Source organism: Gallibacterium melopsittaci (assembly GCF_042433085.1).
GTDB lineage: Bacteria > Pseudomonadota > Gammaproteobacteria > Enterobacterales > Pasteurellaceae > Gallibacterium > Gallibacterium melopsittaci.
This window is the reverse complement of record NZ_JBHLWA010000018.1, coordinates 25,684-37,579: the sequence shown is the minus strand read 5'-3', so window position 1 is coordinate 37,579 and position 11,896 is coordinate 25,684. Positions and strand designations below refer to the sequence as shown.

10 protein-coding genes are annotated in these 11,896 nt (G+C 37.4%); 2 read left to right on the top strand and 8 right to left on the bottom strand.

The window, feature by feature from the left end; translation table 11 throughout:
* Window positions 1-131: 131 nt before the first annotated feature.
* Entirely contained in the window at window positions 132-1,439 is a 1,308-nt protein-coding gene (gene pepT, locus ACFFHT_RS04525; RefSeq protein WP_382373869.1) for a peptidase T, read from the top strand.
* Between the two features lie 10 nt (window positions 1,440-1,449).
* Window positions 1,450-2,808, top strand: a complete 1,359-nt coding sequence (gene dcuC, locus ACFFHT_RS04520) for an anaerobic C4-dicarboxylate transporter DcuC (protein ID WP_382373867.1) — start codon at window positions 1,450-1,452, stop codon at window positions 2,806-2,808.
* A 76-nt stretch (window positions 2,809-2,884) separates the two neighbouring features.
* Here dcuC and ACFFHT_RS04515 read toward each other — a convergent pair whose 3' ends face one another.
* The 8 genes from ACFFHT_RS04515 to mrdA form a co-directional block, all read right to left on the bottom strand.
* Window positions 2,885-4,414 (bottom strand): YifB family Mg chelatase-like AAA ATPase, encoded by a 1,530-nt coding sequence (locus ACFFHT_RS04515; protein ID WP_382373865.1) that lies wholly within the window; start codon window positions 4,412-4,414, stop codon window positions 2,885-2,887.
* 162 nt (window positions 4,415-4,576) lie between these two features.
* On the bottom strand, window positions 4,577-5,539 hold the full coding sequence (gene lipA, locus ACFFHT_RS04510) for a lipoyl synthase (RefSeq protein WP_382373864.1): 963 nt from the start codon (window positions 5,537-5,539) through the stop codon (window positions 4,577-4,579).
* 11 nt (window positions 5,540-5,550) lie between these two features.
* Entirely contained in the window at window positions 5,551-6,261 is a 711-nt protein-coding gene (lipB, locus tag ACFFHT_RS04505) for a lipoyl(octanoyl) transferase LipB (RefSeq protein ID WP_382373863.1), read from the bottom strand.
* Window positions 6,262-6,275: 14 nt separating this feature from the next.
* Window positions 6,276-6,548 carry a DUF493 family protein YbeD gene (gene ybeD, locus ACFFHT_RS04500; RefSeq protein ID WP_382373861.1) on the bottom strand — a complete coding sequence of 91 codons (273 nt, stop codon included), beginning with the start codon at window positions 6,546-6,548 and terminating at the stop codon, window positions 6,276-6,278.
* A 136-nt stretch (window positions 6,549-6,684) separates the two neighbouring features.
* A complete protein-coding gene (locus ACFFHT_RS04495; protein ID WP_382373859.1) occupies window positions 6,685-7,869 on the bottom strand; it encodes a serine hydrolase in 1,185 nt (394 codons plus the stop codon).
* Between the two features lie 132 nt (window positions 7,870-8,001).
* Complete coding sequence (locus tag ACFFHT_RS04490) at window positions 8,002-8,832, bottom strand: septal ring lytic transglycosylase RlpA family protein (protein ID WP_382373857.1); 831 nt, start codon at window positions 8,830-8,832, stop codon at window positions 8,002-8,004.
* Between the two features lie 43 nt (window positions 8,833-8,875).
* Window positions 8,876-9,988 (bottom strand): peptidoglycan glycosyltransferase MrdB, encoded by a 1,113-nt coding sequence (mrdB, locus tag ACFFHT_RS04485; protein ID WP_382373855.1) that lies wholly within the window; start codon window positions 9,986-9,988, stop codon window positions 8,876-8,878.
* Complete coding sequence (gene mrdA / locus ACFFHT_RS04480; protein ID WP_382373853.1) at window positions 9,985-11,895, bottom strand: penicillin-binding protein 2; 1,911 nt, start codon at window positions 11,893-11,895, stop codon at window positions 9,985-9,987. Before mrdA ends, mrdB begins: the two co-directional genes overlap by 4 nt.
* Between the last annotated feature and the right edge of the window lies 1 nt (window position 11,896).

Sequence of the window (11,896 nt, the reverse complement as noted above, 5' to 3'; positions counted from 1 at the left end):
CTCTTTTTTAGGAAATACTTTCTTATTCCAGATTGAAGATATTTTATCTGTTAAAATTACGTCAAGATTAGTGGAATTCGCTCTATTTTCATTCCAATTTGAATGATTATAAAGCAATCACTATCTGAAATATGATGAAATTAACTGATAAAAGAAGAATTGAAATGATGTCTGTAAATAATTTTACTCCGAAGATTAATACGGCGATGAAACCGCAATTAATTGAACGTCTTACCCGTTATGTGAAAATACATACTACCTCTGATGCCTCTAGTGATACCGTTCCTAGCACACCACAGCAATGGGATTTATTACGTTTGCTTAAAGATGAATTAACTGAAATGGGATTAACAGAGATTATATTGGATGATAATGGGTATCTATTTGCTACCTTACCAGCCAATATTGAGAAAGTTGTTCCTGTATTAGGTTTATTAGCACACGTTGATACCGCGCCTGATTTTAATGGCAAGAATGTTAAGCCACAAATAATTGAACAGTATGCAGGAGAAGAGATTGATTTGCTTGGTTCTGGTGATGTGCTTTCTCCAAAAGATTTCCCAAATTTACAAAAGTTAGTTGGGCATACGTTAATGACTACGGATGGCACTTCGCTATTAGGTGCTGATGATAAAGCAGGGATTGCGATTATTTTATCTGCGATTGAGTTTTTACAAACGCATCCAGAGATTCCACATGGAAAAATTCGTATCGGTTTTACCCCAGATGAAGAAATTGGGCGTGGAGCTGATCATTTTGATGTGGCGAAGTTTGCTGCGGATGTTGCATATACCTTAGATGGTAGTGTGGTTGGTGAATTGCAGTATGAAAATTTTAATGCCGATGAAGTGACGGTACATCTTTTCGGACGCTCAGTACATCCAGGAACGGCAAAAGGTAAAATGGTGAATGCGTGGGAACGTGCATGTGCATTTCAAGCCAACTTGCCTCCGCATCTTACACCAGCAACTAGTGAAGGTTATGAAGGTTTTATTTTCTTACGCAAGATTGATGGCTCATTAGAACATTGCCAATTACATTATGCTCTGCGTGATTTTACACAACAGGGCTTACAAGCGAGTCACCAACTGTTAGCCAATGCCGTTCAAGCCTACCAACAACAGTATGGTGAAAAAAGTATTCAACTTGAGGTACATGAGCATTACCGAAATATGCGAGAAAAAGTGGAACAACACCGTTATTTGGTTGATCTGGCAGAACAGGTCATGATCGCACAAGGAGTACAACCTAAAATTGAACCTATTCGAGGGGGTACAGATGGTGCCAGATTATCATTTATGAATTTACCTACCCCGAATCTGTTTACTGGGGGAGAGAATTTTCACGGAAAATTTGAGTTTGTTTCGATTGATGTGATGAATCAATCGGTTGGTGTCATTGTTGGTATTGCTAATGCGTTTAGTCAATTAACAAAGTAAGGAGTAAAAAATGAGTTTAATTATTGGTGCATTAGCAATTTTATTGGTGGGTTATTGGATTATTAAAGGGCAAAATGCGAAAGGCTTATTGTTGTGTGCAGGGATTGTGTTGTTGATCATAGCCTCTTTTATTGCACCACCAGTGAAAGACAGTACAGGGATTTTCTTTGTTGATATTGGCAATTACCTCTATTCACTCTTTGAAAAACGGGGTGGTGGTTTAGGGATGATTGTGATGGTCTTGATCGGATTCTCGGTTTATATGAGTCATATTGGGGCGAATGATGTGATTGTCCGTTTACTCTATAAACCTTTACGGCGGATTAAATCTCCTTATATTTTGTTAATTGGTGGGTTCTGGATTGCCTCATTTATCTCATTTGCGATTCCGTCTGCAACGGCATTAGGGGTCTTTTTAATGGCGACTTTATTCCCAATTTTGACCCGTTTAGGTATTTCTGCACCAAGTGCAGCCGCGATTTGTGCGACTACGGCGGTGGTAAATCTTTCTCCGACATCCGTTGATGTGATTTTAGCAGCAGAACAAGCAGGTGATACTTTGAAACATTTTGCTTTCCAAGTGATTTTACCAATGAGTTTATTAGCGATGTTGGTGATTGGGATTGTGCATTTTTTCTGGCAACGTTATTGCGATATTAAAGAAGGGTTAGTACAAGCTGGTGGATTAAATGAAATCGATCCATCACATATCTTAAATGGTAATGCCCCAGTTTATTATGCGATTTTGCCATTCTTACCAATTATTGGTTTATTTATTTTTGATGGTAAAGTTCTGCCTGAAATTTCTTTGGGCGGATTATTAATTTTAACGCTTATTATTAGTGCATTAATTGAATTAATTCGGACTCGCAGTGCAAGTGAAGTTTTTGCAGGGTTGGAGAAATGTTATAGTGGTATGGCGGAAGCCTTTAGTAGTGTTGTGATGTTGATTATCGCTGCAGGGGTATTTGCTGAAGGATTAAGTCGTATTGGTTTTACAGAAGATTTAATTAATGTAGCACAAAATCTCGGTACAGCGGCAACCGTGATGATGCTAGCATTAGTGTTAATTACCTTATTAGTTGCGATTGCATCAGGTTCAGGAAATGCTGCATTTTTTGCTTTTGTTGAATTAGCACCACGTCTTGCAGGTCAGTTAGGTATTAATCCAGCTTATTTGATTGCACCAATGATGCAAGTATCTAATACAGGGCGAGCATTATCTCCTGTTTCGGGTGTAATTGTTGCAGTTTCAGGAAGTGCAAATATTTCACCAATGCTATTGGTTAAACGGACTTGTGTCCCATTATTTGCTGGCATTGCGGTAATCATTGTTTATACGTTGGTGTTAATTCCTTTGCATATATAATCAGTAAAAGTTGTATGAAAGCCTGAATTGTTAGGTATAAACCGTGTTAAAAATTATTTTTAGCACGGTTTTTGATCTATTCCATACCAGAGGTTAAACGTTGTAATAACCGATCCATTGCCCGATAACCTAAGGCTTCGGCTAAATGAGGACGTTGAATCTGTTGTTCATCAGCAAGATCAGCAATCGTGCGCGAAACTCGTAAGATACGGTGATAAGCTCGCACAGATAACCCTAATTTATTTAAAGCGGTTTCTAAGAAAATCGCATCATTTTGTTGTAATTTGCAATATTTTTCGATCTCTTTGCCTGATAAATTAGCGTTAATTTTTCCAGCACGTTCTAATTGTTTTTCCCGAATTTGAATCACAATTTGTCGTAATTTTTCACTATTATTCTCATCTTTGGGGAGTTGTTGTAATGTCCCTTGTGGCAATAATGGTACTTCAATTGAGAGATCAAAACGATCCAAGAATGGCCCTGATAATCGATTGAGATAACGCATAATTTGTTGCGGTGAGGTGCGGTTATGTGTGCCTTGATAATGCCCTGTTGGACTAGGATTCATTGCAGCAATTAATTGAAATTTTGCAGGAAAGGTCACTTTAGCAGAGGTTCGAGAGATCACAATTTCTCCACTTTCCAATGGTTCTCGTAAGGCATCAAGTACTTTGCGTTCAAATTCAGGGAGTTCATCTAGAAAAAGTACCCCATTATGAGCGAGAGAAATTTCTCCTGGTTTTGGAATTGTACCACCACCGACTAAGGCAGCCATTGAAGCACTGTGATGTGGTGCACGAAAAGGACGTTGTTTCCAATGACGATAATCTAAATGATGTTGTACTAGACTATTAATTGCCGCAGTTTCAATCGCTTCTTGTTCACTCATTTCTGGTAATAGGGTTGTTAAACGACTGGCTAACATGGTTTTGCCTGTTCCAGGTGGGCCAAGGAATAAAAGATTATGTTGACCTGCAGCGGCAATCAGTAAGGCTCGCTTAGCGTGTTGTTGACCAATAATATCAGTTATATCAAGCGGATATTGGGAGTATGTAGTTGTAGGAGGTGGCATTTCTTGAGCAATAGGAAGTGATTGTTGTTGATTCAGAAAACAAACAACATCGAGTAATGAATCAGCAAAGTAGGTCTGTACATTGGCAACAAGTGTTGCTTCTGAGGCATTTTGTTTTGCAATAATTAATTCTCGTTTAGCTTGTTTGGCAGCTAAAATAGCAGGAATGACACCTTGTACACCACGCAAATTACCTGTTAAAGCCAATTCACCGACAAATTCAAATGCTTGTAAACGTTTGATATCAATCTGCCCAGAAGCCGCTAAAATGCCTAAGGCAATAGGCAGATCAAAACGCCCTCCTTCTTTAGGTAAATCCGCAGGGGCAAGATTTATGGTGATACGTTGTGGTGGATAACGAAAATTTGCATTGAGTAATGCACTACGTACACGATCACGAGCCTCTTTAACGGTTGTTTCAGGTAAACCAACTAAGGTTAATCCAGGTGAACCTTTGCTAATATGCACTTCAATTGTAACTAATGGTGCTTGCACGCCAATAGATGCCCTGCTATACACAATCGCTAATGACATAAATTCTCTCGTTGGGGAGGGGAAATAAAGCGAAGTGTAATTTGCAATATATGAGAGAGCTGGAAATAAAGTGTAATTTTGTGAATTGGGTCGAAAATAACAAATAAACCCACAATTTTTTGATAATCATTGTGGGTTTAGAAATAAATGTAGCAAGGAAGATTATTTTACTTCTACACCTTTGGCTTGTAAGTCTGCGTGGTAAGATGAGCGGACAAATGGACCACAAGCAGCGTGTTCAAACCCCATTTCTTTTGCTTTACTACGGAACTCATCAAATTCTGCTGGTGGAACATAACGTGCTACTGGCAAATGATGACGACTTGGTTGTAGATATTGTCCTAATGTCAGCATAGTTACGCCATTACTACGTAAATCTTGCATAACTTCGAGAATTTCTTCATTGGTTTCACCTAATCCCACCATTAAACCTGATTTTGTTGGGATATTTGGGAACATTTGTTTGAACTCTCTTAATAAACGTAATGACCATTGATAATCGGCACCTGGACGAACCTCTTTATATAAACGAGGGATATTTTCTAGATTGTGGTTAAACACATCAGGTGGATTTTGTGCTAGTTTTTCGAGGGCAACCTCAATTCTTCCTCGGAAATCTGGAACTAAAATTTCAATTTTAATATTTGGATTTAAGGCACGAATTTCTTTTACACATTCGGCAAAGTGTCCAGCACCACCATCTCGTAAATCATCACGGTCAACTGAGGTAATCACCACATAACGCAAGCCCATATCTTTAATGGTTTGGGCGAGTTTTTTCGGCTCTTCTGGATCGGGTGGCAAAGGTTTACCATGTGCAACATCACAGAATGGGCAACGGCGAGTACAGATAGCACCTAAAATCATAAAAGTCGCAGTACCGTGATGGAAACATTCTGCTAGGTTTGGGCAAGAAGCTTCTTCACAAACGGAGTTTAATCCATTTTTACGCATTGCCTTTTTGATATTTAAGATCTTCTCGGAACTGGCGGGTAATTTAATTTTCATCCATTCTGGTTTTGGTAATAACTCTTGGTTTGGATCGATATTTTTTACTGGGATAATTGATGTTTTGGCAGCATCACGATATTTGACGCCACGTTCCATTTTAAATGGGGTGCCCATATTACTATTCCTTATTTTGTATTGGGTAAACCATCAACGAAGTGAAGTTGTTGATAGCCAATTAAGCGTGTGAAATGTTCAATAAGTTTTGGTGCAACATCTGCACAAGTAATTTCAGTATCAACAAAATCTTGTAGTTGACACATTTCTAAACCAGCGTAGCCACAAGGATTAATTGCATGAAATGGCGATAAATCCATATGAATGTTGAATGCTAAACCGTGGAAAGAACAACCTTTGCGAATACGCAATCCAAGTGAACAAATTTTCTTTCCATCAATATATACTCCTGGTGCATCAGGCTTTGGATAACCTTGAATATTGTAATCCGCCAATGTATTAACAACACATTGTTCTAAGTAAGTAACCAAATCTCTGACAGAAAGAGGGGCTTCATTACCAGATAATTTATCAATTAATTTACGTCTTTTGATATCCACCAGAATATACATCACTTGTTGGCCTGGCCCATGATAAGTCACTTGGCCACCACGATCAGACTGTATAATGGGGATTTCTGTTTTCATCAGAATATGTTCTGCTTTCCCAGCCTGACCTTGTGTAAAAACGGGAGGATGTTGGACTAACCAAATTTCATCCATCGTTTCTGGGGTACGTTGATCAGTAAATTCTTGCATACGGTGCCAAATGGTATCGTAAGGTTGCACGCCAAGTTGACGAATAATAACTTGCTGTTCTAAATGCTCTGTTGTACTTCCCATAGATACCGTCCCTGTTATAGCACCATTCTCACAATTTCAATTTCAGCCAATTCTTTATATAGCGTTTCGACTTGCTCAATATTGTGTGCAGTAATGGTAATAGATACAGAATGATATTTGCCATTACGGCTTGGTTTAATTGATGGACTGTAATCACCTGGTGCGTGTTGTTGCACAACGGCAAGAACAAGATCGGTTAATTCTGGGTGTGCTAAACCAACAACTTTGTATGGAAATTCACATGGAAACTCAAGTAAGTCTTTCAATTTAGGTTGTTCTTGTTGCATAATTTTCTCTTTTTACTCAATAACTTGTAAATAATCCAAATAGATCAGCTATTAATGGAATTTAACCCACCGCATATGGGGTGGGTTAGTTCATTTTCAAGGGAATAAATAATACTGCTCAATAATGTTGGTATTTCTAGCTAAAAATACTCTTCACAGTAAGCACTATCCAGTCCCAAATTTTACCAACGAAACCTGCTTCCTCAACGGTATCCATAACTTGAAGATTAGCTGTTTGAATATCTTTACCATCAAGTTGATATACGATAGAACCAACAACTTGTCCTTTTTTCAATGGTGCTTCTAAGAATTTTTGATTAAGTTGATAACGAGCCTTAACGGATTGGCTTTTACCTTTAGGGATCACTAAGTAAACATCTGAGAGTGTACCTAATTTCACCTTGTTTTCTTTACCATAATAAATTGGTTGTTCAGAAACAATTTGATTTGCAGCTAATGGTTTTACATTTTCAAAATTAGCAAAGCCCCATTGCAATAATTTTTTACTTTCGACTTCACGTCCTTTAAATGAGCTAACCCCCATTACAACTGAAATCAGACGCATATTATTGTCAACAGCAGAGGCAACTAAGTTGTAACCAGCTTCATCTGTATGACCTGTTTTTAAACCATCAACATTAAGGTTTTTATCCCATAATAGCCCGTTACGATTTGGCTGTTTGATGTTATTGAAAGTAAACTCTTTCTCTGCATAGATATGATATTCTTCTGGTAGATCACGGATCAATTTAGCACCAATAATTGCCATATCTCGTGAAGTGGAATATTGCCCGTCGTGGTCAAGTCCATGTACGGTTTCAAAATGTGTATTTTTAAGCCCAAATTGATCAACATATTGATTCATCATATTGATGAAATTAGCTTGTGAACCAGCAAGATATTTTGCCATGGCAACACAAGCATCATTACCAGAGGCAATAATAATACCTTTATTTAAATCTGCGACTGAAACTTGTTGGTTAACATTCAAGAACATTTTTGAAGAGCCAGGGAAATTTTTACCCCAAGATTCTTCATCAATAGTTACCATATCAGTATTGTGAATTCTGCCTTCTTTTAATGCTTGTCCAATAACATAGCTTGTCATCATTTTGGTTAAAGAAGCAGGATAATGTTTTTGATCAGGATTTAATGCTGCAAGCACAGCACCAGTATGATAATCCATTAAAATATAAGTTTGTGCATTCACTTGTGGTGGAGCGATATCATAAAGTCCTTCGGCATACGCAAGTGAGATGCTAGAAAAACTGAGTAAACTCGCAAAAGCAAGTTTTTTCAGTTTTTTAGAATAAAACAACATTTTTCCTTCCTTACAACATATTTTTGAATATATGGTCAACACATAGTTTGCACTATGTGTTGTACCGATTGAGATACTTATTAATTATATCGCGATAAAAGAAAGGTTTTAAACCTTTAGTCGTGTTTAACACTAATAGCGATAAGTATAAAGCTGACTATTATCTGAATTTAAACGGGAAAAGGCTAGCTTAATGCTATTTACTTTTGCTTGATCGAGTAATGGTCCAAAGTTGATATTGAATTTATCACCATTCTGAATGATTTCAGTTTTTACATCATTCATAGCTAATTCAGAAACCAATTTTTCAGCTTTTTCTCGACTTTCTATATTGCTTGCCGTTAATTGGAATTGACCACTCATTGTTTTATCATTGTGTTGAACTTTATTTTGTAGCTTTTGTCGAGCAGCAAGTAAAGTTTTTCCACCATCTCCAGAGAGATTACCATGACGATCAATAATAACCATATCTAACTTCACATTTGCAGTTCCACGAGCTGTCATGCCTAGCTCTTTTGCTGCCGCTTTAGAAAGGTCGATAATTCGATTAGAGTGAAAAGGTCCTCTATCATTAATTCGTACGACCACTCTTTTATGATTACGCAAATTGGTTACTAATACATAACTATTGAGTGGAAGTGTTTTGTGTGCGGCAGTAAATAACTTATCGTTATAGACTTCACCGCTAGATGTTTTCTGTCCTACAAATTTAGGATGATAGAAAGTCGCTGTGCCTTGCTTGGCATATTTTGTCGCTTCTTTCGTTGTTACAGTACGGTAACGAACACCTTTTACTGTATAAGTTCTACTAGTAGTCTTTTTAGGATGATATTGTAACTTGGGACCCGCAATACCATAAACTTTCTTAGTTTCATTTTTCACTTCTGTTTTGGCTAACGCACTGGTCGTCTGAACCAGAAAAAAAAGTGCTGCCAATACAGTTAAATATTTCTTTAGTTTCATATTAAATATGTTCCCTAACTTTCTTTGATTGCTCAAATGGAAATTAGCTTCCATGAGAAAGCATTCGTCGATGTGTATGTATCGACATTATTAGCCCAAAACCAGCCATTAATGTCACAAATGAAGTTCCACCATAACTTACAAGTGGTAATGGAACTCCTACAACAGGCAAAATACCGCTCACCATACCAATATTAACAAAGACATAAACGAAGAATATCAATGTTAAAGCGCCAGTCAAAATACGACCAAAGGCGTCTTGTGCTTTCGCACCAATAATTAATCCTCTCCCAATAATAAATAAATAAATGGTTAATAAAATAATAATCCCAACGAGTCCATGCTCTTCACTGAGTACTGCAAAAATAAAATCAGTATGTGGCTCAGGCAAAAACTCTAATTGTGATTGCGTTCCCATCATCCAACCTTTACCAAATAAACCACCAGAACCGATAGCAATTTTGGATTGAATGATATGATACCCTGCACCTAATGGATCCTTCTCAGGATCAAGCAGTGTTAATACCCGTGTTTTTTGGTAATCATGCATCAAGTAAAACCATAAAACAGGGATAAAACCAGCTACGCCGATTACGGCAGTAGCGATAAGTTTCCAACTCATTCCTGCTAGGAAAACAACAAAGATTCCTGAAGCAGCAACAAGGATTGAAGTACCTAAATCAGGTTGAATTGCAACCAATAAAGTAGGCACAATAATTAACATTAAAGCAATTACCGTATTGAGTAAACTCGGTGGTAATTGGCGTTTTCCTAAGAACGTTGCCACCATTAATGGCACAGAGAGTTTGATCAACTCAGAGGGCTGGAAACGGAAAACACCTAAATCTAGCCAACGTTGTGCACCTTTACTGGTTGTACCAATTAAGTCAACTAAAACGAGTAGAATAATACCAACAATATATAAGTAAGGTGCAAGTTTTTGATAAAAACGTGGTGGTAGTTGTGCAAAGACAAGCATCACCGTAAAGCCCATAGCGACCTGCATTAAGCGATTATCAAACATTTTCTCGCTACCACCCGATGCACTATATAACACTATTAGGCCATAAATAACAATAACAATTAAACCTAGCAGTAGTTTTAAATCAATATGTAGCTTCTGCCATAAAGATACTATTGTATGCTTTTCGCTCATTGTGTCGATACTCCACTAGGATTAAATTGGCTATTTGTTTGTTTATGCGCAAAATAATAGTCAAAAATTTGACGCACGATTGGTGCGGCATTTCCTGAACCACCGCCAGCATTTTCCATAATAATTGTTACAATGACTTCTGGATTATCAAATGGGGCAAATGCGTTAAACCAAGCGTGATCGTGTAAATGCTTAGAAAGATTTTTAGAATTGTAAGTTTCGTTTTCTTTCAAGCTAAATACTTGAGCAGTTCCTGATTTTCCTGCGACTTTATAAGGTGTACCAATAAAGGCTTTTCTTGCTGTACCATTTGGGCTATTTACTACACCATACATTCCTTGTTTGGCAATATTCCAAGCTGTATCACTTGGTTCTGTAATATCAGGATAGGGATGTTTATCTTCATAAGGTTCAATTTGATTGCCCATGATTTCCTGCATTAAATGTGGGGTATTGACTTTCCCATTGTTAATTAATATTGCAAGTGCTTTTGCTAATTGTAATGGTGTAGCTGTCCAGTAACCTTGCCCGATTCCAACAGGAATCGTATCGCCTTGGAACCAAGGCTTTTTATAACGTTTTTGTTTCCATTCTCTGGTTGGCATCACACCATTTGTTTCTTCTAAAATATCAATGCCAGTAGATTGACCAAAACCAAATTTTTGCATCCATTCAGCTAGACGGTCGATCCCCATCAAGTAAGCCACATTATAGAAAAAGGTATCTGAAGATTCAGTAATCCCTTTAATCACATTCGTTGAACCATGCCCAGTTTTTAACCAGTCACGGAAGCGTTTAGTCGTGTTAGGAATAGCAAAATAGCCAGGGTCATAAAAAGTTGTATTTGGGGTAATGACACCTTCAGTTAATGCAGAAACGGCAATGAAAGGTTTTACTGTTGAAGCGGGTGGGTAAGCACCTTGTAATGCTCGGCTATACAATGGACGATCACTATCATTTAGTAAACGCTGATAATCGTTATAAGAAATACCATCTACGAATAGATTATTGTCATAACTCGGTGTAGAAACCATAGCGAGAATACTGCTATCTTTTGGATTCATTACAACAACGGCCGCCTTTTGATCACCAAGAAGATTGAAAATATAACGTTGCAGGTCAACATCTAAAGTTAAACGAACATTTTTACCTGCAACAGCTGGTTGTTCTCGTAATTTTCGAATAACTTTCCCTTGGCTATTAACCTCAACTTCTTCAAAACCAACTTGGCCATGCAAAACATCTTCGTAATAACGTTCAATACCTAATTTACCAATATCGTGTGTGCCTGAATAATTTGCTTCTTTTTCTTCTTGTTTGAGTCGTTCTACATCACGATCGTTAATACGAGCAACATAGCCAAGGATATGGGTTAATGGTTCTCCATAGAGATAATGACGCTTAAAGTAAGGCTTGATTTCAATACTTGGAAAGGCATATTGATTAACGGAAAAACGAGCGATTTGTTCTTCACTTAAATCTGCTTTTAATAGGATTGGTGTATAGCGTTGTGAACGACGATGTTCTTTTTTAAATGCCTCTATATCGTCATTAGTGAGACCAACAATTTGGCGTAATTGATTAAAAGTTTCTTCTAAATTATCGACTTTTTCAGGAACAATGTATAAACCAAAGAAAGTGAGATTTTCCGCTAAAATTTTGTTATTACGATCGTAAATAATGCCTCTGGTTGGTGCGATAGGTAATAGTTTAATTCGATTGCCATTAGAACGCGTTTTATAGGTTTCATAATTGACAACTTGTAGATTATATAGGTTAGTAATTAATACACCTGTTAGTACTAATACCCCAATAAATGAAATTAATGCACGACGCGCAAACAGATTACTTTCTGCTTGATTGTCACGAATGGTCTCTTTTTCTTGCAAAAATTTCGTGAATTTCATC

Bases quoted from the DNA above. Each gene is read 5' to 3' on its own strand.
- pepT (WP_382373869.1), top strand. From the start codon at position 132: ATGATGAAATTAACTGATAAAAGAAGAATTGAAATGATGTCTGTAAAT.
- dcuC (WP_382373867.1), top strand. From the start codon at position 1,450: ATGAGTTTAATTATTGGTGCATTAGCAATTTTATTGGTGGGTTATTGG.
- ACFFHT_RS04515 (WP_382373865.1), bottom strand. From the start codon at position 4,414: ATGTCATTAGCGATTGTGTATAGCAGGGCATCTATTGGCGTGCAAGCA.
- lipA (WP_382373864.1), bottom strand. From the start codon at position 5,539: ATGGGCACCCCATTTAAAATGGAACGTGGCGTCAAATATCGTGATGCT.
- lipB (WP_382373863.1), bottom strand. From the start codon at position 6,261: ATGGGAAGTACAACAGAGCATTTAGAACAGCAAGTTATTATTCGTCAA.
- ybeD (WP_382373861.1), bottom strand. From the start codon at position 6,548: ATGCAACAAGAACAACCTAAATTGAAAGACTTACTTGAGTTTCCATGT.
- ACFFHT_RS04495 (WP_382373859.1), bottom strand. From the start codon at position 7,869: ATGTTGTTTTATTCTAAAAAACTGAAAAAACTTGCTTTTGCGAGTTTA.
- ACFFHT_RS04490 (WP_382373857.1), bottom strand. From the start codon at position 8,832: ATGAAACTAAAGAAATATTTAACTGTATTGGCAGCACTTTTTTTTCTG.
- mrdB (WP_382373855.1), bottom strand. From the start codon at position 9,988: ATGAGCGAAAAGCATACAATAGTATCTTTATGGCAGAAGCTACATATT.
- mrdA (WP_382373853.1), bottom strand. From the start codon at position 11,895: ATGAAATTCACGAAATTTTTGCAAGAAAAAGAGACCATTCGTGACAAT.